This is a genomic window from Tsukamurella spumae, from assembly GCF_012396015.1.
GTDB lineage: Bacteria > Actinomycetota > Actinomycetes > Mycobacteriales > Mycobacteriaceae > Tsukamurella > Tsukamurella spumae.
Genome location: NZ_JAAXOQ010000033.1, coordinates 1 through 23,421, shown reverse-complemented (window position 1 = coordinate 23,421; position 23,421 = coordinate 1). Strand labels below are relative to the sequence as shown.

General features: G+C 68.8%; 29 protein-coding genes and 1 pseudogene. 21 read left to right on the top strand and 9 right to left on the bottom strand.

The features are described 5' to 3' along the window. The first annotated feature begins 73 nt into the window (after nt 1-73). The 3 genes from HF999_RS19165 to HF999_RS19155 all read left to right on the top strand — a co-directional run bounded on the left by HF999_RS19165 (nt 74) and on the right by HF999_RS19155 (nt 1,901). Nucleotides 74-292, top strand: coding sequence for a CsbD family protein (locus HF999_RS19165; protein WP_168547418.1), 219 nt, complete (start codon nt 74-76; stop codon nt 290-292). A gap of 95 nt (nt 293-387) precedes the next feature. Beyond that, nucleotides 388-1,470: a histidinol-phosphate transaminase gene (gene hisC / locus HF999_RS19160; RefSeq protein WP_168547433.1), complete on the top strand. Its 1,083-nt coding sequence runs from the start codon at nt 388-390 to the stop codon at nt 1,468-1,470. Further along, nucleotides 1,467-1,901, top strand: a complete 435-nt coding sequence (locus HF999_RS19155) for an acyl-CoA thioesterase (RefSeq protein WP_168547417.1) — start codon at nt 1,467-1,469, stop codon at nt 1,899-1,901. The genes hisC and HF999_RS19155 overlap by 4 nt, the downstream gene beginning before the upstream one ends. On the opposite strand, the gene HF999_RS19150 is transcribed toward HF999_RS19155, so the two are convergent. The 3 genes from HF999_RS19150 to HF999_RS19140 are packed head-to-tail and all read right to left on the bottom strand — an operon-like array spanning nt 1,874 to nt 5,152. Beyond that, nucleotides 1,874-3,013, bottom strand: a complete 1,140-nt coding sequence (locus HF999_RS19150; protein ID WP_168547416.1) for a hypothetical protein — start codon at nt 3,011-3,013, stop codon at nt 1,874-1,876. The two genes, HF999_RS19155 and HF999_RS19150, sit on opposite strands and share 28 nt — an antisense overlap. Further along, nucleotides 3,010-4,137, bottom strand: a complete 1,128-nt coding sequence (locus HF999_RS19145) for an acyltransferase family protein (RefSeq protein WP_168547415.1) — start codon at nt 4,135-4,137, stop codon at nt 3,010-3,012. Before HF999_RS19145 ends, HF999_RS19150 begins: the two co-directional genes overlap by 4 nt. A 34-nt stretch (nt 4,138-4,171) precedes the next feature. Next, nucleotides 4,172-5,152 carry a GlxA family transcriptional regulator gene (locus HF999_RS19140; RefSeq protein ID WP_168547414.1) on the bottom strand — a complete coding sequence of 327 codons (981 nt, stop codon included), beginning with the start codon at nt 5,150-5,152 and terminating at the stop codon, nt 4,172-4,174. A 28-nt stretch (nt 5,153-5,180) separates the two neighbouring features. Between HF999_RS19140 and HF999_RS19135 the strand changes: the two genes are divergently transcribed. Beyond that, nucleotides 5,181-6,506: an MFS transporter gene (locus HF999_RS19135; RefSeq protein ID WP_210733967.1), complete on the top strand. Its 1,326-nt coding sequence runs from the start codon at nt 5,181-5,183 to the stop codon at nt 6,504-6,506. Nucleotides 6,507-6,510: 4 nt separating this feature from the next. On the opposite strand, the gene HF999_RS19130 is transcribed toward HF999_RS19135, so the two are convergent. Beyond that, nucleotides 6,511-7,041, bottom strand: coding sequence for a DUF6578 domain-containing protein (locus HF999_RS19130; RefSeq protein ID WP_168547413.1), 531 nt, complete (start codon nt 7,039-7,041; stop codon nt 6,511-6,513). 325 nt (nt 7,042-7,366) lie between these two features. Here HF999_RS19130 and HF999_RS19125 point away from each other — a divergent pair, with 325 nt between their 5' ends. Then, nucleotides 7,367-8,167 (top strand): carboxymuconolactone decarboxylase family protein, encoded by an 801-nt coding sequence (locus HF999_RS19125; protein WP_168547412.1) that lies wholly within the window; start codon nt 7,367-7,369, stop codon nt 8,165-8,167. 33 nt (nt 8,168-8,200) lie between these two features. Here HF999_RS19125 and HF999_RS19120 read toward each other — a convergent pair whose 3' ends face one another. The 3 genes from HF999_RS19120 to HF999_RS19110 all read right to left on the bottom strand — a co-directional run bounded on the left by HF999_RS19120 (nt 8,201) and on the right by HF999_RS19110 (nt 10,540). After that, a complete protein-coding gene (locus HF999_RS19120) occupies nt 8,201-8,917 on the bottom strand; it encodes a hypothetical protein (RefSeq protein ID WP_168547411.1) in 717 nt (238 codons plus the stop codon). Between the two features lie 90 nt (nt 8,918-9,007). Next, on the bottom strand, nt 9,008-9,709 hold the full coding sequence (locus tag HF999_RS19115) for a hypothetical protein (RefSeq protein WP_312854204.1): 702 nt from the start codon (nt 9,707-9,709) through the stop codon (nt 9,008-9,010). A 42-nt stretch (nt 9,710-9,751) separates the two neighbouring features. After that, a complete protein-coding gene (locus HF999_RS19110) occupies nt 9,752-10,540 on the bottom strand; it encodes a sulfite exporter TauE/SafE family protein (protein ID WP_168547410.1) in 789 nt (262 codons plus the stop codon). A 25-nt stretch (nt 10,541-10,565) separates the two neighbouring features. Here HF999_RS19110 and HF999_RS19105 point away from each other — a divergent pair, with 25 nt between their 5' ends. Both HF999_RS19105 and HF999_RS19100 read left to right on the top strand, forming a co-directional pair. Next, nucleotides 10,566-11,144, top strand: coding sequence for a CGNR zinc finger domain-containing protein (locus HF999_RS19105; RefSeq protein WP_168547409.1), 579 nt, complete (start codon nt 10,566-10,568; stop codon nt 11,142-11,144). Nucleotides 11,145-11,173: 29 nt separating this feature from the next. After that, nucleotides 11,174-11,707, top strand: coding sequence for a MaoC family dehydratase N-terminal domain-containing protein (locus tag HF999_RS19100; RefSeq protein WP_168547408.1), 534 nt, complete (start codon nt 11,174-11,176; stop codon nt 11,705-11,707). A gap of 24 nt (nt 11,708-11,731) precedes the next feature. Here HF999_RS19100 and HF999_RS19095 read toward each other — a convergent pair whose 3' ends face one another. Beyond that, nucleotides 11,732-12,706, bottom strand: coding sequence for a bile acid:sodium symporter family protein (locus tag HF999_RS19095; RefSeq protein ID WP_168547407.1), 975 nt, complete (start codon nt 12,704-12,706; stop codon nt 11,732-11,734). Between the two features lie 173 nt (nt 12,707-12,879). Between HF999_RS19095 and HF999_RS19090 the strand changes: the two genes are divergently transcribed. Next, nucleotides 12,880-14,277, top strand: a complete 1,398-nt coding sequence (locus HF999_RS19090) for an aldehyde dehydrogenase family protein (protein ID WP_168547406.1) — start codon at nt 12,880-12,882, stop codon at nt 14,275-14,277. A 10-nt stretch (nt 14,278-14,287) separates the two neighbouring features. Continuing rightward, nucleotides 14,288-14,920, top strand: a complete 633-nt coding sequence (locus HF999_RS19085) for an NAD(P)-dependent oxidoreductase (protein ID WP_168547405.1) — start codon at nt 14,288-14,290, stop codon at nt 14,918-14,920. 63 nt (nt 14,921-14,983) lie between these two features. Here the strand turns inward: HF999_RS19085 and HF999_RS19080 are convergent. Next, a pseudogene (locus HF999_RS19080) lies at nt 14,984-15,388 on the bottom strand (CoA-transferase); the annotation flags it as partial. A 632-nt stretch (nt 15,389-16,020) separates the two neighbouring features. On the opposite strand from HF999_RS19080, the gene HF999_RS19075 reads away from it, so the two are divergent. From HF999_RS19075 to HF999_RS19020, 12 genes are all read left to right on the top strand, one after another. After that, the gene (locus tag HF999_RS19075; RefSeq protein ID WP_168547404.1) at nt 16,021-16,410 is read left to right on the top strand and encodes a PDDEXK family nuclease; all 390 of its coding nucleotides are present in this window, start codon (nt 16,021-16,023) and stop codon (nt 16,408-16,410) included. A 69-nt stretch (nt 16,411-16,479) separates the two neighbouring features. Then, nucleotides 16,480-16,854: a hypothetical protein gene (locus HF999_RS19070; protein ID WP_312854203.1), complete on the top strand. Its 375-nt coding sequence runs from the start codon at nt 16,480-16,482 to the stop codon at nt 16,852-16,854. Then, nucleotides 16,851-17,036 carry a hypothetical protein gene (locus tag HF999_RS19065; RefSeq protein WP_246208108.1) on the top strand — a complete coding sequence of 62 codons (186 nt, stop codon included), beginning with the start codon at nt 16,851-16,853 and terminating at the stop codon, nt 17,034-17,036. The genes HF999_RS19070 and HF999_RS19065 overlap by 4 nt, the downstream gene beginning before the upstream one ends. Then, nucleotides 17,033-17,587 carry an antirestriction protein ArdA gene (locus HF999_RS19060; protein ID WP_168547402.1) on the top strand — a complete coding sequence of 185 codons (555 nt, stop codon included), beginning with the start codon at nt 17,033-17,035 and terminating at the stop codon, nt 17,585-17,587. Before HF999_RS19065 ends, HF999_RS19060 begins: the two co-directional genes overlap by 4 nt. Nucleotides 17,588-18,218: 631 nt before the next feature. Further along, nucleotides 18,219-18,509, top strand: coding sequence for a helix-turn-helix domain-containing protein (locus HF999_RS19055; protein ID WP_168547401.1), 291 nt, complete (start codon nt 18,219-18,221; stop codon nt 18,507-18,509). Nucleotides 18,510-18,550: 41 nt separating this feature from the next. Continuing rightward, the gene (locus HF999_RS19050) at nt 18,551-19,486 is read left to right on the top strand and encodes a hypothetical protein (RefSeq protein ID WP_168547400.1); all 936 of its coding nucleotides are present in this window, start codon (nt 18,551-18,553) and stop codon (nt 19,484-19,486) included. A gap of 33 nt (nt 19,487-19,519) precedes the next feature. Continuing rightward, nucleotides 19,520-19,921 carry a hypothetical protein gene (locus tag HF999_RS19045; protein ID WP_168547399.1) on the top strand — a complete coding sequence of 134 codons (402 nt, stop codon included), beginning with the start codon at nt 19,520-19,522 and terminating at the stop codon, nt 19,919-19,921. Nucleotides 19,922-20,121: 200 nt separating this feature from the next. Next, nucleotides 20,122-20,697, top strand: coding sequence for a recombinase family protein (locus HF999_RS19040; RefSeq protein WP_096274312.1), 576 nt, complete (start codon nt 20,122-20,124; stop codon nt 20,695-20,697). Next, entirely contained in the window at nt 20,694-21,878 is a 1,185-nt protein-coding gene (locus tag HF999_RS19035; protein WP_168547398.1) for a hypothetical protein, read from the top strand. The genes HF999_RS19040 and HF999_RS19035 overlap by 4 nt, the downstream gene beginning before the upstream one ends. Beyond that, entirely contained in the window at nt 21,875-22,309 is a 435-nt protein-coding gene (locus HF999_RS19030; RefSeq protein ID WP_168547397.1) for a hypothetical protein, read from the top strand. The genes HF999_RS19035 and HF999_RS19030 overlap by 4 nt, the downstream gene beginning before the upstream one ends. A gap of 145 nt (nt 22,310-22,454) precedes the next feature. Beyond that, nucleotides 22,455-22,793, top strand: a complete 339-nt coding sequence (locus HF999_RS19025; RefSeq protein ID WP_168547396.1) for a hypothetical protein — start codon at nt 22,455-22,457, stop codon at nt 22,791-22,793. Nucleotides 22,794-22,908: 115 nt separating this feature from the next. Then, complete coding sequence (locus HF999_RS19020) at nt 22,909-23,361, top strand: adenine-specific methyltransferase EcoRI family protein (RefSeq protein ID WP_246208106.1); 453 nt, start codon at nt 22,909-22,911, stop codon at nt 23,359-23,361. Nucleotides 23,362-23,421 lie beyond the last annotated feature (60 nt).

The following is a 23,421-nucleotide window of genomic DNA, read 5'->3' as shown; positions in this document are numbered from 1 at the left end:
AACAGCGCACAATCAGGGGCCCCGGGGAACAGCCTCGGGGAACACAAAGGGTGTACGGATGGAAGGATCACACATGGGTATCGCAGACGACGCGAAGAGCAAGGCCGAGGAGCTCAAGGGCCGCGCCCAGGAGGCTGCTGCCGCCGCCGGCGAGAAGGTCGATCAGGCGACCGCCGCGGCCAAGGAGAAGGCCGGCGAGGCGACCGCCGCCGCCAAGGAGAAGGCCGGCGAGTTCGCCGACAAGGTCAAGGGCGACGCGGACTCCCTCAAGGACAAGCTCTCGGGCAACTGATCCTCGGTACCCGCGGCCGCCGCGGCCGGTCCACGCGACCGGCCTCGGTGGCCCCCGGGGCCGCACCGTCGGACTATCCTGACCGGGTGGCCCCTGTGAACCCGTCCGACCCCGCGGCGCTGAGTATCCGCCCCGACCTCGATGCGCTTCCCGCGTACGTCCCGGGCAAGTCCGCGCCCGGCGCCATCAAACTCGCGTCGAACGAGATCGTCGACGGTCCGCTGCCCTCCGTCGCGCAGGCCCTGACGGACGTGCTCCGCACCGCCAACCGCTACCCCGACAACGGCGCGGTCGCGCTGCGCGCGGAGCTCGCGAAGCTCACCGGCGCCACCGAGGAGCAGCTGCACGTGGGATGCGGCTCCGTCGCACTGTGCCAGGACCTGGTCCAGATCACCTGCGTCCCGGGGGACGAGGTGGTCTTCGCCTGGCGCAGTTTCGAGGCCTACCCGATCGTGACCCGCGTCGTCGGCGCCGTGCCGGTCCAGGTCCCGCTGACCGCCGATCACGCGCACGACCTGGACGCGATGGCCGGGGCGATCACGGATCGCACGCGCCTGGTCTTCATCTGCAATCCGAACAACCCCACGGGGACCACGGTGTCCGAGGAGGCGTTGGAGGAGTTCCTGCAGAAGGTTCCGCCGCAGGTCGTCGTAGCCCTCGACGAGGCCTACTACGAGTACCACCGCGCGAACGAGCAGACCGGTGATCGGATCGACGGCGCCGCGCTGATCGCTCGACACCGCAACGTGATCGCCCTGCGGACCTTCTCCAAGGCCTACGGGCTCGCCGGACTGCGCGTGGGTTACGCCATCGCCGATCCCCAACTCATCGCGGCACTGACGAAGGTGCACCTGCCGTTCTCCGTCAGCGTGCCCGCCCAGACCGCCGCCATCGCCTCGCTGCATGCGAACGACGAGCTGCTGGCGCGCACGGATTCCGTGGTCGCCGAGCGGGGACGCGTGCGGGAAACCCTGCTCGGGGCGGGATTCGAGGTGCCGCACACGCAGGCCAACTTCGTGTGGCTCCCTCTCGGTGCCGACGCCTTGCGGTTCACCGCCGACGCCGCCGCGGCGGGCCTCCTGGTCCGCGGCTTCGACGGTGCCGGGGTCCGGGTCACGGTGACGACGCCCGAGGAGAACGACGCCTTCCTCGCCTTCGCGACGGGCTGGCAGCGGTGAGCCTGGGCCGCTACGAGTTCGCCTTCACCGCACAGGTTCCCGTCCGCTGGTCCGATATGGACGCCCTGGGACACGTGAATCATGCGCGGATGGTCACCCTGCTGGAGGAGGCCCGCATCCAGTGGCTGCTCTCCGCCGGAGAGAAGTACGCTCCGTTGATCAAGAGCGCGTTCATCGCCGATGTGGCCATCAAGTACAAGGCCCAGCTGTACCACGAGGATTCGCCGGTCCAGGTGGGCATGTACATCGCGTCGAACCGCAGCGTCGACTTCACCATCGGCTACGAGGTACGGGCGAAGGGTACTGCGCCCGAGTCGAAGCCGGCCATTCTCGCCACCACGCAGATGGCCGTCGTCGACATAGACAAGCGCAGCCTGCGTCGGCTCACCGACGAGGAGAAGTCCTACCTCGCGTCCTGGTCCCGCGGCTGAGGCAGCGCCGGCCGGGCACCGTCGGGTAATGCGTGCGGGAGATCGCCCTTGGCGCCCATGATCTGCCCGGCGACGCGACGCGCGCTCTGCGTGGAGATCTCGCGCTCCCCGGCGCGCTGCACGAGCTCGTGGATCTGGTGGTCGATGGACTCGACCGACATCCGGCGCGGCCGCTTGGCATCGGCGACGTCCACGAGGTCGCCGACGCGGGTGAGCGCCGTGACGCGATCGACCAGCTCGTCCCACACCTTGTCGAGCTCACCGGAGCGCGTGCCGTCGGCGAGCCCCGGCGCGTACCGCAGCTGCCCCCAGACCGCCCTGAGCTGCGCCACGTCCGCGGAGATCTGCACCAGGTCCGTCGGCAGGTCCAGCTGCCCGAGCTGCTCGTCGAACTCGCCCGCGCTCACCGAGCGCGAGTAGGTGACCTTGTCGTAGACGAGGCCGGCGACGAACAGCAGCACGTCGTACCGGTCCTCGAAGATCAGGAGCCGCTCGTCTGGCGCACCGTGCCCGTCGACCCAGCCCGCCACCTGCGGCGCGAGCCGCAGAACCGGGCCGGCCACCCGGGCGACGGTGCGCGCCGCCACCGCCGCGGCGGACGGCGTCACGGGTAGCGGCGTCAGGCACAGCGCGTCGAACAGCGCGTCCCGCTCGTCGAGATCGAGGTGCACGGCGTCCTTGCGGGCGCGACGCACGGCCCGCACGCCGGCGGCGAAGGACAGTCGGTTGAGCGTGAACGCGTGCCGGAATCCGGCGAGCTTGCGCCGGGCATCGGCTGCCCGCACCGCCTCCGCGGCGGTCCGGGCCTGCTGGAACGGGCTCGGCGGCGCACCGTCGGACCATCCGGGCCGGGCCGACGCGCTGGTCGCGGCCTCGTGCTCCGCGATCCGGCTGAGCCGGCGCAGCTTGGCGTAGCCGCCGATGTCCGGGAAGGCGCGCTCCGTGTCGAAGCGGTTGAGCACCACCGCACGGCCCGCGGGCGAGAGGTGCCCGGCGGCGATGAGCAGGGCGGCTTCGTCGGACAGTTCCCGCCGCGGCATGGGGATGGCGCGCGCCTCGCACCAGCGGCGGACGGGCGCGTCCACGTGCACCTCAGGATCCGGTCCCGTCACCGCTGCACCTCCTCCGCCGATCGGCCACGTCCCCCATCATCCCCGAAGGGCAGCGCCGCGCGCAGCGCCCACGCCAACGGGATCGTCACGACGGAGGTCGCGAGGAAGGCCACGGCGATGTTCCCGGTGAACAGGGGCCACCCGAACATGTCCAGGAGCAGCACGTCCATCACGATCAGGTGCACCAGGAAGTACTCGTAGGAGATGCCCCCGAGCCAGACCATCGGCCGGCTGCCCAGCACTGCGTGGTACGCCGAGCGGGAGGCCGGCGCCAGCCCGAGCGGAGCGATGAGCGACGTGGCGACGACGAGGTAGAGCGCCGATTTCACGAGCGCCTCGAGCACGCTCTTGGGCACCATCGTCGGCGGCCCTCCGATCGCCGGCAGAGCCGAGACCACGAACGCCGCGAGCGCGACCGCCAGGCAGGCCACCGTGGCCCGGGCGGGCCATCGTCGAACCAGGGGAACGGCCACCGTGAGCGCCATACCGGCGACGAACCACCACAGGTAGGCGGGCGGCCACATCCGCGCGGTGAGCTCGATGTGCGGGGCGACGAGGATCCAGACGGGGGTGATCGCGGCGATGGCGGCGAGGCCCCCCAGCAGCCGCGCGGGGAGCCACCCGTACCGGCAGAGGACCGCCGTGAGCAGCCAACCGAGCAGGGGAAGTGCCAGATAGAAGGCCATCTCCACGGCGAGGCTCCACGCCTGGGTCAGCCCTACCCGCAGGTGCCCGAAGCCGTAGATCTGCGTGAAGGTGAGGTTGCGCACCAGGCCGTCGACGCCCCGGCCCGACGGGTTCGGCTCCGGCCGCACCAGCCCCAGCGCGTACACGGCCACCACGACGACCCAGTACGCGGGCACCACCCGACGGAAGCGGTGCCACGCGTACCGGCGCAGATCCGGCTGCTGGCCGGTCCCGTTCTGCAGCAGCTCCACCCACGGCCGGAACAGCAGGAATCCGGAGAGCGCGAAGAAGATCGGGACGCCGACCTCCAACCGCGCCCACAGGTGACCGACGAGGTCGTCGGTGTAGTGGCCGGTGTAGAACGCTGCGTGCGTGAGGCAGACCGCGGCCGCGGCGACCGCCCGCAGCCCGGTCAGCGACGCCACCCGACCTTGCATCCGTCCATCTTGCCCGGCGATGCCGAGCGCCCGATCAGGCCCCCTGGGCGGCCTGCGAGGCCCGCTCCTGGAACACGCGCCGGTATCCGAGGGGGGTCATGCCGGTGTCGCGCCGCAGGTGCGCGCGCAGGCTCGCGCCCGTGCCGAGCCCGGACTCCTCCGCCACGGCGTCGACCGACAGGCCGGTGGTCTCGAGCAGTTCCCGGGCGCGGTCCAGACGGCGCCGCAGGATCCAGGCGCCGGGCGTCTGGCCGGTCTCCTCCCGGAAGCGCCGGTTGAACGTGCGCACGGACAGGCCGGCTCGACGGGCCAGCAGCTCGACGGCGAGGTTCTCCGCCAGGTGCCCGGCGGCCCAGTCCCGCACCTCGACGGTGCTGCCGGTCCCGCTCGCCGGGACCGGCGCGTCCACGAACTGCGCCTGTGTGCCCGGCCGACCCGGCGGGATGACGCAGTGCCGCGCGACCCTGTTGGCCACTGCCGCACCGTGATCGGCGCGGATGAGGTGCAGGCACAGGTCCAGGCCGGCCGCCAGGCCCGCGGACGTGAGCACGTCGCCGTCGTCCGTGAACAGGACGTGGTCGACCAGGCCGACCCGGGGATAGAGCTTGCGCAGCTGCGCGCCGTACTTCCAGTGGGTGGTCACGCTGCGGCCGTCGAGCAGTCCCGCGGCGGCGAGCACGAACGCGCCGGTGCAGATCGACACGACGCGCGTACCCGGTCGGATGGTAGCGAACGCGGCGCGTACGGCATCGGGCAGCGTGCCCTCGTGCCGGGGGCCGGGGATCTTCGTGCCGGGGACGATGACCGTGTCTGCGACGGCCAGCACCTCCGGGCCGGCCTCGGGGGTGATCGCGTAGCCGCCGGTGGCCCGCACGGGTTCCCGGTCGACGCCGCAGGTGATCACCCGGTACAGCGGGCGATCGTCCTCGCCCGTCGCCTCGGAGAAGCACATCGACGGAATGGCCGCATCGAAGCCGACGATCGGTTCGAGGAGTAGGACGGCCACCGTATGCATGGCAGTATTCTTTCATATCTTGTCACTGATGCCACTGGTTCGACGCCACCGAATCGGGGAACCTAGTGCGGTGACTACTCCCCTGCGGCGCCTACGTGCGCCCCATTACGCCTGGATCGTGGCCGGCGTGGCCTTCGTGACGATGCTCGGTGCGGCGGGCTTCCGCTCCGTGCCCGGCGTGATGATGGACCCGCTGCACATGGAGTTCGGCTGGTCCCACGCCACCATCGGCGCGGCGATGTCGGTCAACATGGCGCTGTTCGGTCTCACCGCGCCGTTCGCGGCCGCACTCATGGACAAGCTGGGCGTGCGGCCGGTGGTGGTGAGCGCGTTGGCGCTCGTGGCCGCGGGCACCGGGCTCGCGGTGTTCATGACCGACGCGTGGCAGCTGGTCCTCCTCTGGGGCGTGCTCGTCGGGCTCGGCACGGGCTCGCTGTCGACCGCGTTCGTGGCGACCATCGCGATGCGCTGGTTCGTGGCCCGACGGGGCCTCGTGACCGGCGTACTCACCGCCGCGAGCGCGACCGGCCAGCTGATCTTCCTGCCGATCGTCGCCGCACTGTCCGAGGCGCACGGCTGGCGAACCGCCACCCTCGTGGTGACCGCCGTCGCGGTGGCGGTGATCCCCGTGGCCGGGCTGCTGCTGCGGTCGTGGCCCTCCGACAAGGGCCTGGCGCCGTACGGCGGAGCGTCGGTGGTGCCGCCCGCGGCCCCGGCGGGCGGCGCCGTGAAGGCCGCCTTCGCGGGACTGGTCCTGGGCTCGCGGCGCCCCGCGTTCTGGTTGCTGGCAGCGAGTTTCGCGATCTGCGGCGCCACGACCAACGGCCTGCTGCAGACCCACTTCATTCCCGCCGCCGGCGACCACGGCATGCCCGCCACCGCGGCCGCCTCGCTGCTCGCGATCATCGGCGTCTTCGACGTGGTGGGCACCATCGCCTCCGGCTGGCTCACCGACCGCGTCGACTCGCGGATCCTGCTGGTGATCTACTACCTGGGCCGCGGGCTCGCGCTGGCCCTCCTGCCCTCGCTGCTGTCGCCGCACGTCGCGCCCGGGCTGCTCGTGTTCATCCTGTTCTACGGCCTCGACTGGGTCGCGACCGTTCCGCCGACGATGGCGCTCGCCCGCGAGCACTTCGGCGAGTCGACGCCGGTGGTGTTCGGCTGGATCTTCGCCGCGCACCAGCTGGGCGCCGCGGTCGCGGCCTTCGGTGCCGGCTACATCCGCGACGCGTCGGGCGGCTACGACCCGGCGTTCTACGTGGCGGGGGCGCTGTGCGTCGCGGCCGCCGCGATGTGCTGGGCGGTCCCGCGAGCACGCGCCGCTGCCGCGACGCCGGAACCCGTCACCGTCTGACCGCTCAGCCCACGGCCTCCGCGAAGAGGCGACGCCCCTCCGCCCTCGCGTCGGTGAGCCGTACCCCGGCGATCACGCCGGCGGCCGCGGGCCCGCCGACCTCGGGTCGGTCCTCGGGCCAGACGGTGGCCTCGCGCACCTCCCGGTACTCGACGCTGCCGGGGTCGATGTCCAGCTCGCCGGTGCGCTCGCGGACGTAGATGCCCGACTCCTCGAGCAGCATCTCGACGGTGCCGGTCACCGTGGGCGCGGGCCCGGCGTCGTGCCAGCCCAGGCTGACGATGAGATCCGTGCGATACGGGTCCGTCACGGAGAAGCCCAGCTGCGCGTACCTGCCGTCCACCAGAACCAGCCCCGATTCGGGCTCCCAGTCGAGAACCTCCGGTGCCGGGTAGCCCGGCCGCCGGCTGGGGTGCAGGGTGAGCGAACCGCGCACCGTCGAACCGACCCGCGGCACCGGCCCGCAGCACTGGTACTCCCAGTTCGAGATGTGCACGTACAGCAGCGATACGTCCAGCGACAACGGAGAATTCACGGTTCTGCACCGGGCTTGACAACCTCGAGGAGTGGTTCCGCGAGGTCCCGGCGTACCTCCGCGGCTATCGTAGCCAGGCATGTGCGCGGAGGTTGCGATCGCATCCAGAGACGCTGCACGGACGTCCCCTCCCTCTGTGACTTCCATCACCGACCGTGGTGATGACGGTCCTGCCCAGCAGATCGGCACCGCGCGATGCTGGGACGGCCACATACGAGAACAGGACGAATATGACCACCAGCAATGTCCTCCGCCGCACCTATGAGCCCCGCCTTCCCGTCATCGCCGCCGACGCGCCGGAGGTCTACGCATCGCTCGTCGGGGCGTGGGCGGCGAGCGCGGCGGCCCTCGACGAGGGGACGCTCGCAGCGATTCAGCGCCGAGTCGAGGCGATCCTCACCGCGGCACCCGGACCGATATCGGTCCGGCCGAGTCCCCGGAGGCTGCGTTCGTCGATCAGTTCGTCGACTACGTCGCCGATATCGACGACGCGCTCCGGGCGCCGCTCGCCGCGAAGTACGGAAAATCGTTGCGCAACTTCGTCGAAGCGGTGTACATCATCGATCAGAGTGTGCGCCTCGGGCTGACCCACGCACGGCTGTTCCCTGCAGTGGACGCCGACTTCGAGGCCGTCCCCGAACCCGCGGAGATTCTGCCGCCCACCCGCGCGAACATGAAGTGGCACGACGAGATCCTGGCGCACGGAGTTATGGACGACCTCATGCGAGAGGTCGTCCGGCTGCGGGGCAGTTGGTACCACGACTGCGACCTGTGCAACTCCTGTCGCCTCGTGGACGGGCAGACGGTCGTCGTGGACGCCGATCTGGAGGCGAGGATTCACACCTACCGGGAGGGAACGATGAGCCCGGCCCACACCGCGGCGCTCGCCTACGCCGACGCGTACATGGTCGATCCGGCGGCCATGCCGGAGGAACTGGCCGACGAGTTGCGCTCCCGGTTCACCCGCGCCGAACTGCTTGCGCTCACACTCGAGATGAGTTCGTGGAACTACCAGAAGGTTCTGGTCGCCCTCGCGATCGATCATCCGGTGAGCACCGAGGGGTTCACCGCCATCACGGTGGGGAGCGATGGCGCGCTCCAGATCGGCGAGCTGCTGCGGTCCTGACCGGGAGCGGGCGAGCGGTGCGGTCGACCCCGGTCAGAGCGGCCCTTCGGCCCGCTCATCCGGATCGACGAGGAGCCCGATCGAGTAGTTCGCGATCTCCTCGACCCTGATCGGCGTGACGGTGACCCAGCCCGCATCCTCGGGGATCTCCGGCAGCGGGTGGACCGAGGTGATCTCGCCGCGGACCAGCGACGCCTCCGTCCGCTGCCCCGGCGGCCTGATCCCCTCGTCCGCGAGGTCGATCTCGAGTCGGCCTCCCACCACCGGCGGATCCTCGTGGAACATCGCGGCGGGCGCGATGAAGTGCACAGTGCGACGGGTGCGGTCCTCGCTCGCGAGCCTGTCCTCGATCTCCTCCTGGCTGGGCAGGCGCACATCCGTGACCCGCAGCCGGACGACGACGCCGATCGGCAGGAAACGCCCCGTCTCCTCGATGACCTGCTCGACGACACCGGTCAGGAGTGGTTTCGCAGTGAGATCGTGCCAACTGAGCCCGAGACCGAGCTCGCCCACCGGCTCGGACAGACCGTACCCGAGCTGCGCGACGATCGACCCGAATCGCACCAGCCCGGTCCGCGGGTCGAAGCCGGTGACCGCGGGCGCGCGATACCCGGGACTCTCGCTCTCGTAGACGGTGAGGGCGCCGCTGAGCTCGGCCCCGACGCGGGGAACCGTGCCGCAGCACTGGTACTCCCAGTTCGCGATGTGGACGTACAGGAGGGAATCGCCCGACGGCGACGGAGTGTTCACAGCTTTCACCGGACGTTAGGCGAACCGCGGCGCGAAGGCCCCGGGGCCCGGTGTACCCGCGTTCAGCCTACCGAAGACCCCACGCGAGATTCAGCAGAACCCGCACTCGCCGTTGGCGGCGAGCTCGGTGAAACAGTTGGGGCACAACTTGGCCGGGCGGGGCTCGGGTTTGGCTGCCGCCTTCGCGGGTCGGGCCGACGGTGCCCTCGTCGCGCGCGGCGCCTCGGCCGCCCGGGCCTTGACCACGCGGCCCTTGGAGACCGCCTTGGTGGGACGCACACGCGCGGCCTTCGCAGCGGCTGCGCGGCGGGCCTCCTCGAGTTTGGGGGTCAACTGCGGGCCCGCGCCGGCGGGCACCGTCGCCCCGAAGTGGAGGTAGCAGGCGAACCGCGCCGCAGCGGCGTGCTGGTCCAGGTTCTCCGGGACCGGGAGGTCCGCGACGGCGACCGCGTAGGCGTAGCCCTCACCGACGGTCTGGTCGTGGGCCACCATCAGGGCCACGAGCGGCGGCTCCCCGGCGGCCTGGCAGCGGTCGGTGACGCGGCGCTGCAGCGCCGCGATCCAGAGCCGGACGGGCGCCCGGGTGGCGATGCCGGCGTCGGCCTGGGCGCGCGCCGCGAGCTCCGCATAGCTGATGTACGAGCCGTAACGCCCGGCGAGTTCGACGAGGGCGGCGTGGGCGGCATCGGCCCACCGGTCGAGCGCCTCGGAGAAGGGCACGGACAGTTCGTTGGCGCTGCGCCAGGCTTCGAGTTCGATCGGGTCTTCGGGGGCCACGGCGGCTTCACTCACCTGACCATTTTACGGCGAGCCATGGGGTACAACGCAAACCGTTCAGCCGCGCGTGAACTGGAGCACAACGTCGTATCCGATCTTGCAGATGAACGCGGAGACCACGACCAGGAAGACGACCTTGACGAAGCCGCTCCCCTTGGCCACCGCGGTCCGCGCCCCGAGGTAGCCGCCCGCGACATTCGCGCAGGCCATCGCGATGCCGAGTTTCCAGTAGCCCGCGCCCTGCGGCAGGAACACCACGAGCGAGGCGAGGTTGGTCGCGAGGTTCGCGACCTTGGCCTTCGCGGAGGCCTCGAGGAAGGCGTAGCCCATGAGCCCGACCATCGCGAACACGAGGAAGGACCCGGTCCCGGGGCCGAGCGCACCGTCGTACACACCGATCGCGAACCCGGCGAGCCCGGCCGTCAGGAGATGGCGGTGCCCGCGGTACCGCAGGTTCGTCTCGTCGCCGAGGTCCGGCTGACGCAGCGTGTAGGCGAAGACGGCGATCAGCGCGGCCAGGATGATCGGGTTGAACGCGGCGCGCGGGATGTGCGAGGCGATGATCGAGCCGCCGATCGCGCCCGCGAACGCCGGGACGGCCAGAGCGACGGCGGTCCGCGGGTCCGGGCGCACGCGACGCCAATAGGTGATGCTGCTGGTGGTCGTACCCGCGACGGACGCCATCTTGTTGGTCGCGAGCAGGTGGATGGGCGCGGCCGTCGGGAAGGCGATGAGCAGCGCGGGCAGCTGGATGAGCCCGCCCCCGCCGACCACGGAGTCCACCCACCCCGCACTGAGCGCGGCGATCAGCAGGAGGAGCAGCGTCGTCGTGGTGATATCGGGCACCGGTCGATCGTGCTGTAATGGCCTTGTGCATATCAACCCTTACGGCGAGGGTCCGGTCCTGCTGGCCGAGGATCTGGCGAACGATCCGCCCGTCGACCTGCGTGACCTGGTCCGACGGTGCGCCGCCCACGACGTGCTCGTCGAATCCGTCGGCCCGGAGGACCACGAGGGGTGCCGGGCGCTGATCGAGGCATGGCTCACCGTCGTCGATGCGGAAGATGTCGCGGACCGGGTGGAGCGCCTCAACGCGCTGCTCGCGGTCCACGCCTCCCATCCGCGGGTCACCGACCATGCCGGCACGGGCTGGCACCTGCACTACCGCGAGTCGGGAGCGACGCTGACCGGGCAGCTCGCCGTGCTGATCCTCACCGGCACGGCCCTGCACCTGACCACGCGGGGCATGAACCGGCTGGGTCGCTGCGCCTCGGCGGACTGCGATCGCGTGTTCGCGGACGTCTCCCGCAACGGTCGACAGCGGTACTGCTCACCTCGATGCGGCAGCCGCGAGGCGGTCCGCCGGCACCGCGCGGGGGCACGCCCCCACAACGCGGCGGCCCGAGCGTTGGACACCTGGACAGCCCCGAACGGACCGTCGACCCCGTAGATTGGAATCTCGTGCCTATCGATGCGAGTGTGACGGACCTGACCGCCGACGAGAAGAGCCGGCGGGCCGCCGAGGCCGTCGGATACCACCGAGTGCACCCCGATACCTACCTGGTGGGGCGCGAGAAGGTGCGCGAGTACGCCATCGCCTCGCAGTTCAGCGACCCGCGATTCTTCGACCTCGAGGCCGCCCGTGCCGCCGGATACGCCGACCTGGTGGCGCCGCCGATGCTGGTGAGCGTGGCCGGCGTGGTGGCCAACCGCCACCTGTTCGACGACGGCGTGGTCGGCTACGGCGCCAGCCAGCTGATCCAGGCCGACGAGTCGATGACCTACCACCAGCCCGTCGTCGCGGGCCACGAGCTGACGGTCCACGTGCACGTGGACAAGTACCGGCAGGTGGGCGGATTCGACATGGTCACCATCCGCAACGAGATCTACTCGCAGGACGACGAGCACCTGGTCACGTTCTCGACCACGCTGATCGGCGGCACGCCCGACGACACCGTCGACATCGGCGAGGTCGCGGCGAACGTGGTCATGCACGGCGTCATGGCGTCCTGACGGGCCGCGCCCGTCCCGGCGCGGTCAGTCCCGGATCGGCCTGCGCGCCAGCCAGGCGGCGACGATCGCTCCGGACACGTTGTGCCACAACGAGAACACCGCCGACGGTAGCGCCGCGAGCGGGGAGAAGTGCGCGGTGGCCAGGGTCGCGGCGAGCCCGGAGTTCTGCATGCCCACCTCGAACGCGAGGGCGCGCCGCGCTCGATCGTCGAGCCGTCCGACCTTGCCCGCGAGGTAGCCGAGCCCGAGCCCGAAGCCGTTGTGCAGCACCACCGCGAGGAAGACGATGCCGCCCGCGGCGGCGAGCTTGCTCGCGCTGCCCGCCACCACGATCGCGACGATCAGCGCGATGACGATGGCGGACGCCCACGGGAGGATCGGGAGCGCACGCGCGACGAGGGGCTTCGCGAACCTGCGCGCCAGGACCCCGAGGATCACGGGCACCAGAACGGTTTTGACGATGTCGAGCACCATGCCACCGGCATCGATCGGGAGATAGGAACCGGCGAGGAGGAGCACCAGCAGGGGCGTCACGATCGGCGCGATGAGGGTGGAGACGCTCGCGACCGCGACCGACAGCGCCACGTCGCCCTTGGCCAGGAAGGCCATCACGTTCGACGCCGTTCCCGACGGGGCGCACCCCACCAGGATCACCCCCACCGCCAGTTCGGGTTCGAGCCCCAGTGCGTGCGCGATCACCCATCCCGCGCCCGGCATGATCACGTAGTGGGCGATGATGCCGAGCACCACCGCCCACGGACGCTTCGCCACCGACGCCAGGTCGGGCGGGGTCAGCGTGAGGCCCATGCAGAACATGATCACGCCCAGCAGGTACGGCACCGACGGCGCGAGGGGCTTGAACGTCCCCGGCGCGAGGTAGCCGGCCACACCCGCTGCCAGCACCAGGAGTGGGAAGACGGTGACCGCCGTTCGCGCCAGCTTCTCCTCTGCGGCGGGCTCGGGGTTCGGCGAGCTCCGGACCGGGTGCGATGCAGACATACTTCGATGATCTCACCTCGTGTCCGCCGGTCGCGCGCTCGGGCTCGGGCACGTCGACGAGGCCGTAACCGCGCGCAAAACACACCCTCCGTACGTCACGCGTTGCTATGGTGGGTGTTGCGTTCCCCGTGCACATCCCGCGTCACGAGGCGTGTCACCGGGAAGGACCCGCCATGTCGGTCAACGAGGATGTCTTCCATCGCCAGCGCGACTACTTCCGCAGCGGGAAGACACTCGGGTACGAGTGGCGCATGGACCAGCTCGGCCGGCTCGAGCGGATGCTGACGGAGAACACCGGGGCCTTCGACGATGCACTGGCCGCGGACTTCAAGACCGCCTGGTTCGAGCGCGGCCTCGAGCTGTCCGCGATGCTCAGCTCGATCAGTGACACCAAGGCGCGGCTGTCGCGGTGGATGACGCCGGAGGAGGTGCCGGTCAGCGCGAAGATGGCCGAGGCCGGCTACAGCGGGCGGATCCACCGCGGGCCCTACGGGGTGTGCCTCATCGGGGCGCCGTTCAACGCGCCGCTGGTGCTGACCCTCGATCCGCTGGTCGCCGCGCTCGCCGCGGGGAACACCGCGATCATCAAGCCCTCGGAGACCACTGCCCACATGGCCTCGCTGTTCGCGGAGCTGGTGCCGCGGTACTTCGACGACGAGGTCGTGCACATCTCCAACGGCCACGCGGACGTCATGGCCGAACTCCTCGCCCTGCCCTTCGATTTCATCTTCTTCACCGGCAGCATCAAGGTCGGCAAGGTCGTGATGCGCGCCGCGGCCGAGAATTTGACGCCGGTCCTGCTCGAGCTCGGCGGCCAGAACCCCGTCATCGTCGACGAGACCGCGAACATCGAGAACGCGGCGCGAACGATCGTCTGGGGCACCATGGCTTTCGGCGGGCAGTGGTGCGTCTCCCCGGGCTACGTCTACGTGCACGAGTCCGTCGCCGACGACCTCGTCGAAGCGTGCAAGAAGGCGATCACGACGTTCTACGGGCCCGATCCGCGGACCAGTCCGGACTATTCACTGATCGCCACGCAGAAGGACGTCGACCGCCTGGCGGGGATGTTGGAGGGCTCGACCGTGGTCGCCGGCGGCTCCTACGACCGGGAGACCCGCTACTTCGACCCGACCATCGTCTACCCCGCGTCGTGGGACGCCCCGATCATGGACCGGGAGATCTTCGGTCCCATCCTCCCCATCCTGCCGTACACCGATCTGGACGCGACGATCCGCACGGTGCAGGCCAAGCCGAGCGGGCTCGCCGCCTACATCTTCACCGCACGGCGCGACGTGGCCGATCACATCATCGAGACGATGCCGTTCGGCGGCGGTGCCGTGAATCAGGCGGTGATCCAGGTGTTCATGAGCAGCACCCTGCCGTTCGGCGGTATCGGCACCTCGGGGATCGGCCGCTACCACGGCAAGTACGGCTTCGACTCGCTCAGCCACGCCAAGTCCGTGGTCGTCGCACCGCCCGACAAGCCCATCGATGAGATCCTGCCCCCGTACACGCGATCCGATGCGACGGGGCTCGAGGAGTGGTTCGGCCCCATCGACATCACGGACTGAAGGGAAGACCATGAAGATCTCCATCATCGGCGCCTCCGCCGGAGTGGGCCTGGAAACCGTGGAGCGGGCGCTCGCCCGTGGGCACGCCGTGACCACTCTGTCACGCTCGGAAGTCGCGCTGCCGGAGAGTGACCGACTGACGATGGTGCTGGGGAGCGCCACCGAGAAGGCGGACCTGCGGCGCGCGATCACCGGTGCCGACGCCGTGATCGTGGCGCTGGGAACCGGAACCAGCACCAAGGCCACCACCCTGTTCTCCGACGCGGGCCGTCTGCTGGTGGAGCTCCAGCGGGAGGAGGCGATCGCGGCTCCGCTCATCGTCCTCACCGGCTTCGGTGCCGGCGAAAGCGGCGACTACGTCGGGTTCGCGGGGAAGCTGGTCTTCCGGTTCGTCCTCAACAAGGTGTACAAGGACAAGACCCTGATGGAGGAGCTGATCACCGCCTCCGATGTGAACTGGGAGATCGTGCGCCCCGGCCTGCTGAAGAACAAGCCGCTCACCGAGCAGTACCGCGCGGAGACCCGGCTCTACAAGGGCATCGGCATCGGCTCGATCAACCGCGCGGACGTCGCCGACTTCATGGTCAAGCAGGCCGAGGACCCCACGCTGGCGAAGAACTACGTGGCACTGTCCAACACCTGATCCGCCCAGACACAGGGGAGGCAGTCCGTTCGGACTGCCTCCCCTGCTGTGCCGGTGCAGTGGTCAGTGCTCGGCCGCAGTGACCAACGGCGCTGCAGTCCGCTCCGCGATCTCCCCCTCGGTCACGCCGGGCGCCAGCTCGATCAGCCGAAGCCCCTCGGGTTCCACGTCGATGACGCCGAGGTCGGTGATGATCCGATGGACCACCGCGCGCCCGGTCAGAGGCAGGGTGTTCTCGGTGAGGATCTTCGGCGATCCATCCCGTGCCGTGTGCTCCATGACGACGACCACCCTGCGTGCGCCGTGCACGAGGTCCATCGCCCCGCCCATCCCCTTGACCAGCTTCCCGGGTACCACCCAGTTGCTCAGGTCGCCGCCGGCGCTGACCTGCATCCCGCCCAGCACCGCCACGTCGATCCGGCCCGAGCGGATCATGGAGAAGCTGTCCGACGAGTCGAAGAACCCGCCGCGCGGTCGAATGGAAACTCAACAGCCTCACCACCCGGCCCCGTGACCCAAGAACGCTGGTCAGCCCCGACCATCACAGCCCACCAAAGAAGCCGCTCATCTCGAACGACCACGACGAGCCGATCGGCCCCGCCCTCGGCACCGGATTCAACTGGGAAGACGGCAACGGCATCCAACACGGATGGGCCGGCCGATCACGCCCCTAACCACCCGGACACGCCGAGAGCCATACACACATTTTGGCCTATAACCCCAGAACCTACTGGCGCAACACAAAGAAAGCCCCCGGCCGATGGCCGGGGACTTCCTTGTGACCCATGTCGCGACTCATGTGTGACACATGTCGCGACTCATCACACTGCGGAAGCGGAGGGATTTGAACCCCCGGTGGTTTCACCCACGCTCGCTTTCAAGGCGAGTGCAGCGAGCATTTCACCAGGTCAGAGTTTTGTCGAAGAGTAATGGTCAAGCACTGTTTCTGCGGGTTTGAGCTGGGGTGACACCTAATGTGTCAACTCTGTGTCAACTTTCCGCCCGTGCGCCGGCCAGTGGCAGGCGCAAGGACACCCCCTACCAGCAGTGATGCACCATATCTGTTGTGCCACAACGCATTTAGCCGTAGAATGACGCCCATGACCACCGTCCGCCCCCGTGAGTCCGCCGTCGAGGACCATCTGGTCCGTCGCTGCGCCGAGTTGGGCCTGCTCTGCCTCAAGACCGTGGCACTGGCCCGGCGCGGCCTGCCCGACCGCACCGTGGTCGGCCACGACGCCCACGGCGACGCGGTGGTGCTCTTCGTCGAGATCAAGCGCCCCGGGGAGAAGCCCCGGCCCTCCCAGGTGCACATGATCACCGCCTTGCGCGAGCACGGTGCCCACGCGGTGGTCGCCGACTCCGCCGCCGCCGTCGACGCGCTACTCGACGAGTACGTCCTCGCTCCCACCACCCCCATCGCCGAGCGCGACCCGCACGCGGCCCCGCTGCCCGGACGGCGTGGCCACGTCGTAATGCCTGCGCTCTAACGCGCACCGGTGGCGCAGCCACCGTCAAACCCAACCTCGAACACTCATATTCGAGGGAGGGACATTCACGTGACCACCACCATCTGTGACCCCTGGATCGAGCGCCAGATCCACCGGGGCGCTCTGGCCCCCGGTGCCCGCGGCATGAGCCGTGACGAGGCGGCGGCTCAGTACAACGAGGCCAATGCCTTGAACCCGACCGACGACGATTACCTGTACACGCCTGGTCAGGCGCAGGTCGTCGCTCGCGACGCCCTGGCCACCATCGGCATCGAGGTTGCCGACGACGCCCGCGTTCTGTTGACCGACGGACGCGCCGGCCCACGGGCCGGCGCGTACCTGCTCAACCCTGGCCAGGTCGAGACCGCCGTCGAGCAACACCGGCTCATCACCGGCGAGAGCCTCAGCGCCGACGCCGTGATCGCGAGCCTGCCATGGGCATGACCACGACAGCCGCGGAGGCGCTCATCGCACGTGCATGGACCGTCGGCGAGAAACACCGCCTCACCGGTGATCACGCGCTCGTACAAGCCATCTGGGCGTTGGAAGACGCCATCGACCACCACACCACCGACGTCGGCCACGCGGCCGAGCGCGTCGAGAACCTGATCGGAGCATTGTCATGACGGCCACCCAGAACCGTCCCGACGTCGACGAACCCCGCGTCTGGATCGGCTGCCTCCAGTGCTATAACGAGGGCCGCCTCGTCGGCGATTGGTATTCATGCACCGAGGCCGCCGAGATCACCACGTCACAGCTGCACGGCCGGCCGATACCCGAACACAGCCATGAAGAACTCTGGTGCCTCGACACCGACAACATCCCCGTCGACGGCGAGATGAGCCCGCAAGAGGCCGGCGAGTGGGGCGAGGTCTATACCGAAGTGGGACCCGAGCAGTGGCCAGCCATCTGCGCGTGGGTTCGGTCGGGAAGCTATACAGCACAAGGAGATTCAGATCGTCCTGTCGTCAGCGACTTCGAGCAGGCCTTCGCCGGCGTCTGGCCGAGCTTCACCGCGTATGTCGAGGACCTCGTCGAGGAGTGCGGCCTGCTCGACGGCGTGCCCGACGAGCTGCGCGACTATTTCGACGTCGGCAGATACGCCCGCGACCTGGCCGGGGACTACAGCGTCGAGCGCGCCCCCGCCGGCGAGGTCTATGTGTTCCGGAGCTTCTGATGCAGAACCTGTATCCGTCCACGCCGACCGTCCTGCGCTGCCCGACGTGCGGACGCTCGGCCATCCACGATGAGCGAGGTTGCCGGCCATGCCGGTCCGAGGCTCTCGATCGCCTGGTCGACGCCGTCATCGCCGCCGAAACCCTGACCGGCCGATGAACCGGCGCCCCGCCAGGGGCGCTCCCCACGGCCCCGGCGCACACCCGCGCCGGGGTCGTCCCATTCCAAGTCATCCATCCGAACGACCAGATGTGAAGTGTGTCACAGTGTTGACATCGTGTGATAGGGTATGCGGCGGTTACTAATTGAGGGAAGTGCCGCATCTGCCGAGCGCCCCGTAACCGCCTCTTCCGCAGCGCTTTTCGCTGTCACATATCCCTGTTAGAAACTGTCTGCAACCACGCAACGGACCCGTTTGCGCACGTCACACACAGTTCAGACTTCTCGCAGGAGGTAATTGATTCTCGCCACATCCATGTCGTCCGACTGACCGACATCTGTCACCCCAGACACGTCATGCCGTCATGGATATTCCATACTCAATGTGTCGCTAGCGACACATCACCAACCGCGATCAACCACCAAGGGAGACATGCAGGGGAACCGGATCGCCGTCATGGGACGATTGTCAGGTGCCAGTGCCCGATCACGTCCTCACGCCGTCACAGCGGCAGGACCGCGACGTGCGTAGGGAGGCGCTGGCCAAGGCGCTGGTCGATGCCCGGCAGCGCGTCGGGCTGACCCAGATCCAGTTGGCCACGGCATCCGGGCTATCCCGGTCGGCCATCGCCCGGCTCGAGGCCGGCGAGGCGAGCATCAGCTCGGACCGCCTCTGGGACTTGGCCAGAGCGTTGGGCACCCGGCCCAGCGCCTTGCTCGCCGCGGCCGAGGCCGACGACGCCGCGGCTGAGACGCTCGACTAGCCCTACCTGCATGTCTCCCTCCACCACGAGGGGACACACCAATGCCACACCATATTGATCTGTACGCCATCTACGGCCTGGACCGACGGCAACCGCCCGAAGCGCTGGCCGCCGCACTCACCGCGGCTCTCAACGCCACCGATCCGCGAGATCAACTGACCCGCAATCGAATCGACACGGCGAGGGCCATTCTCGGAGATCCAGCCCGGCGGGCTCGCTACGACGCCGCGCTGGCCGACCCCAACGCGCCGACCATCGACGAATCTGCACTTGCAGCGATCGCGGGGCGACCGGTGCCCGCCGCCGTTCCGAAACCTGGCCTGGCCGGCGCGTTTGCCGGTCGGCAGGTGCGGATTCTCAGTGCGGTGACCGCGGCTCTCGCACTGGTCCTGGTCATCGGCGTCACAGCCGTCGCGTGCAGCATCGGTGACTCGACGCCGACGGCGACGCAGCAGTCGGGAGATAGGCCGTCGCCGTCGGCGTCGGCCGGGCCTGCCGCATCGACCGATCCACTCGACGAGGCCTACCCGGCCTCGCGCCGGGTGGCCATCGGCGGCACCGTGACCGACCTGTCTGGCACGATCACCTACCGCATCAACGGCATCAGCCGGGTCACCGACCCGGCACCCGAGTGCCCCGGCGAGTACTTCGCGGTGGCCACCACGGCGACAACCAGTGACAAGATGTCCGGTGGCCGGGGGAACGTCTACACCGTCAAGCCCCTGGACTTCGTGAGCGCCGACCTCACCGGGCAGACCAACACCGCCAGCGGCCGGCGCGACGCCCAGGGCCATCCCCTGGCGGCCACCTCGGCCGACCCGCCGCTGACCTGCACGCCGGGCGACCCACTGCAGGTCTCCCCGTCGACCTCGGTCCCGGTCACCTCCTACACCCGGGTCGCCGGCCTGGACAATCCCGTGGCGCTCTCCATCGGCAACGGCAGCAAGGTCGTCGTGCTGCCCGAGAACCTGCGCTGATCCCGCCCTTCCTTGTCCAGAAAGGACACCCCCATGACCACTCGATTCACTCTCAAGCGCGCCATCACCGGTGCCGCCATCGCCGTCTCGGCACTGGCCGGCACCCTGGGCATCACCACCGCACTCGGCGCCGGCCAAGCCTCCGCCGCCGTCGACTCGGGCCGCTACACCTGGACCACGACCAAGACGCTCACAGGGGTCCGTGGCGTCTACCCGGTGACCATCCGGGGCAACGTCCTGACACTCAACATCCCCGGCACGGTCATCGGCGCATCGAAACATGCGCGCCTGCATCCAACTCGATCAGGTGCCTGGATGGACTACGGCGGGAATCGATACACGTTCGCCCGCAAGGGAAATCGATTCGTGGGCCAGGAGCTGTGGCTCATGATCGACGGCGCGGTGATCGGCACGACGTCGCTGACGCCCCGCTGACGCATTCCACGCCCCACGAGACCCCGGTGCCCCGCGGCATCGGGGATCTTCTTTCTCCACACCCGGTGTCCGCAAGCCGGTCGGTGAGCGAGACGCTGTGCGACGCCCCGTTCGCACCGAGTCGACGCAGTTCATCCCGTCTCACAAGACCCGCCCGCAAATAATCTCATTAGGGGTCCCTCTAACGTACAATCGTTGGTATGAAGATCGGCTATGCCAGAGTGTCGACCGGCGACCAGGACCTCGCCGCGCAGACCGACGCGCTCAAGAAGCTCGGCGTCGACGAAAAGCGCATCTACATCGATCACGGCCTCACCGGTACAAACCGGAGCCGGCCCGGGCTACGCGAGGCACTGGCCGCCGCCAGCCGTCCCGGCGACGAACTAGTGGTGACCAAGCTCGACCGGTTGGCCCGTTCCATCCGCGACGCCAAAGACATCGCCGACGAGCTCGCGGGCCGCGGCGTCACCCTCCGGCTCGGTGCCAGCGCCTATGACCCGACCGACCCCATGGGCCGCATGATGTTCAACGTCCTGGCCACGTTCGCGGAGTTCGAAGCCGACCTCATCCGGATGCGCACCCGTGAGGGCATGGCTGTCGCGAAGGCTCGTGGCCGTCTGCGCGGCAAACAGCCGAAGCTGTCCACCGCACGCGAGAAGAGGCTGGTAGCCGACTTCCACTCCGGCGAATACACCGTTGCCGAATTGGCCGACGACTACGGCGTCTCCCGGGCGACGGTCTACCGCGCAGTCCAACGGGCCGGAGATACCGCGTGACGACTGCACCACAGCTCAACGTGCGCATTAGTGGGCAGACCATCCCGATCGAGCGAGCCGTCTTCGTCGAACTGCTGGAGAACTCCATCGCCAGCTCCTACGTCGGCTACGAGAAGACCCTGGGCTGCGGGTCCATCACTTTTAACGACCTGATTGATCTCGCCCGCCATGGCCAGATCCCGTACTGCTTGTTCTTCGCCCCGCTCCCGCTGGTCCGCGAGCAGGTCGCGGCCAAGACCCGCAAACTGCTGGCCGGCATGACCAAGGACACGTTCTCGATCAACTCCCGCGACGTCGTGGAGATGCGCGACGTCGAGCTGATCGTGAAGGACCTGCTCCGCAAGCAGGAACTGCTCAAGCGCTGCGACAGCACGCTGACCAAGAACTCGATCGTCGGCCTGCTGGGCAGGCCAGGGACCTCGCCCGCGGCCGACGCGGACAAGCTGATGGCCGCGCTCGGCCTGACCCACGCGGACATCATCGGGGCCGGGGACAAGACCGCTGCGCTGGCCCACATCATCAGCCGCCTGGAGGCCAATCAGGTGCTGGTCTCCCAGAGCGCGCCGACCGTCATGCCGCAACGGCTCACCGTGAGCTTCAGCGGGCTGACGATCAAGGACTCCAAGGTGCCCTACGTCTTCCTCGCGGGAGGCGACGCGGGCGACTACCAGGAGCCGGTCGGCCGACGCATATTCACACTGACACTGCTGGCAGTGCTCGTCGCCCGCAAGATCTTCGCCCCGGTCACCTACGACGGCAGCAGCGCCGAACGGGATGCCAAGCGCGAGTACGACATCGTCGGTGAAATCCTCATGCCCGCAACTCAATTCCGAGGCCTACGCATCGGATCGCTCGACGAGGTAAAGGCAGTGTCCGATCACTTCAAGGTTACCGCGAGCGCTGTGGCGGTCCGGGCCATGCGACTGGGAGTCCTCGACGGCGCACTCACGAAGCGATACCTCGATGAACTGCGTCGCGAGTACGAGCAGATCAGCAGACCGCCGATGCGCAGTCCACTTGTCGTCAACGCCCTCCGCAAGTACAACGGCCGTGAGCTATCGCTACGAATGCTCGACGCCCTCGACACCGGCAAGGTCTCGGCCAAGGATTTCTGCCGTGTCGTGTGCCTCAACCACCTTCAGCCCGCGCAGATCGACGACTACCGCCAGGCGGTGCGATGAACGAGTACTCCTATCTCGTCGACAACAACGTGCTCTCCAAGCTGTCGAGAGAGCAACGATCGAGTCAGTTCTTCCGCGACCAGTGCCGCATCCCGAGCGAGGTGCTCCACGAGGCACGCGACTATCCCGACATCAACGCGCTAAAGCAGCTGGAGTACCCGACGACACCCGACGTGCTCCTCCGGCTGCAGCAGATCATGACGACCATCCCGACCACCGACACCCGCTTGGTCGACCTATACGCGAACAAGGGCAATGCCGACCCGCTCATCCTGGCCTGCGCGCTCGACGCCCAACGCCGGGACGAGGTCTACCTCTGGGCTCCCACGTGGGCTGTCGTCTCCGACGATCACGCCGTGCAGGACAAGGCCCGCGAGTTGGGGATCGAGCTGAGGACCGGCGACCAGTTGGTCGCTACGCTCACCCGCTGACTCCGTGTTAATCCGCTTTGGCGAGTTCCGTGAACGGAGTCCACAGAGCACTGGCCAGAAGCAGTCGACAGCACAGGCAAGGCCCCTCGACCGGGGCCCGGACGCATTGCCGACAACGCCAGATTCCTCACCTGGAGGTACGACCATGACCAACTCCGACGCACCCATCAGCATCGACGCCAGCACTCTCACACTGCTCGTCGCCGACCAACCCGGCACCCGCGCCTACCTGTCCAACCCGATCGACCTGGACGACCGGGCGCAGGCGCTACGCACGCTCGCTGCACTCCGGGGCGAATCCGCCACCGTGCTCGTCGGCATCGAGTTTGACGACCCTGCGGAACGAGGCAATCGCATCGTGCTGGCCGACGCCGACCTCGCATCCGTCGAGTTCGCCACCGCCGCCGGCGACACCATCTCGACCGGCGACGTCCTGGTCCGCCTCGACGACCTGGACCACATCACCGTCACCGGGGCCGAGTGAGCACGCCCGAGATCCCCGCATCCCTCACCGGGTGCGGGGATCGTGTTTCCACCAGCCAGACGACACCGGCGGCGTGCAGCATCGTCGTGTCGGTCCCGTCGATTACGGTTATTCCATGACGACCGCGGAAAAGAAGCACCATCTGCGCACCGCACGATCGGCCAAGAATGACGAGTTCTATACCCAATGGCCAGACATCGAGCGCGAGATGAACGCCTACCTCGACTACGACCCCAACGTCTTCCGCGACAAGGTCGTCCTGTTGCCGTGCGACGACCCGGAGTGGAGCAACTTCGCCAAGTTCTTCGCCCTGCACTTCCACGACTACGGTCTCAAGAAGCTGATCGCGACCAGCTACGCGCCCGACAGCAATCCCGGCCTTCCGTCCTATCAACCGACGCTGTTCGAGACCGAGGACCCGCAGTTCGACGAGATCAAGACCCGCACCAACGGCAAGCTGTTCGTCCTCGACCGCGACGTCAACGGCGACGGGATCATTAACCCCCCTGATTCATGGGGTGTGGGAGATTCGGTTCTCTACGGATGTCGCGTCCTGATTGGCGAGTAGGCGTGCGGAAGCTCCGGCTAGCGCTGCCGGTGGGCGGGTCTCCGGGTGGTGCTGTCGTGG

Coding starts and splice junctions, on each gene's coding strand:
- HF999_RS19165 (WP_168547418.1), top strand. CDS start 74: ATGGGTATCGCAGACGACGCGAAGAGCAAGGCCGAGGAGCTCAAGGGC.
- HF999_RS19145 (WP_168547415.1), bottom strand. CDS start 4,137: ATGCAAGGTCGGGTGGCGTCGCTGACCGGGCTGCGGGCGGTCGCCGCG.
- HF999_RS19140 (WP_168547414.1), bottom strand. CDS start 5,152: ATGCATACGGTGGCCGTCCTACTCCTCGAACCGATCGTCGGCTTCGAT.
- HF999_RS19135 (WP_210733967.1), top strand. CDS start 5,181: ATGCCACTGGTTCGACGCCACCGAATCGGGGAACCTAGTGCGGTGACT.
- HF999_RS19095 (WP_168547407.1), bottom strand. CDS start 12,706: ATGTCTGCATCGCACCCGGTCCGGAGCTCGCCGAACCCCGAGCCCGCC.
- HF999_RS19090 (WP_168547406.1), top strand. CDS start 12,880: ATGTCGGTCAACGAGGATGTCTTCCATCGCCAGCGCGACTACTTCCGC.
- HF999_RS19085 (WP_168547405.1), top strand. CDS start 14,288: ATGAAGATCTCCATCATCGGCGCCTCCGCCGGAGTGGGCCTGGAAACC.
- HF999_RS19075 (WP_168547404.1), top strand. CDS start 16,021: ATGACCACCGTCCGCCCCCGTGAGTCCGCCGTCGAGGACCATCTGGTC.
- HF999_RS19065 (WP_246208108.1), top strand. CDS start 16,851: ATGACCACGACAGCCGCGGAGGCGCTCATCGCACGTGCATGGACCGTC.
- HF999_RS19060 (WP_168547402.1), top strand. CDS start 17,033: ATGACGGCCACCCAGAACCGTCCCGACGTCGACGAACCCCGCGTCTGG.
- HF999_RS19050 (WP_168547400.1), top strand. CDS start 18,551: ATGCCACACCATATTGATCTGTACGCCATCTACGGCCTGGACCGACGG.
- HF999_RS19045 (WP_168547399.1), top strand. CDS start 19,520: ATGACCACTCGATTCACTCTCAAGCGCGCCATCACCGGTGCCGCCATC.
- HF999_RS19040 (WP_096274312.1), top strand. CDS start 20,122: ATGAAGATCGGCTATGCCAGAGTGTCGACCGGCGACCAGGACCTCGCC.
- HF999_RS19030 (WP_168547397.1), top strand. CDS start 21,875: ATGAACGAGTACTCCTATCTCGTCGACAACAACGTGCTCTCCAAGCTG.
- HF999_RS19025 (WP_168547396.1), top strand. CDS start 22,455: ATGACCAACTCCGACGCACCCATCAGCATCGACGCCAGCACTCTCACA.
- HF999_RS19020 (WP_246208106.1), top strand. CDS start 22,909: ATGACGACCGCGGAAAAGAAGCACCATCTGCGCACCGCACGATCGGCC.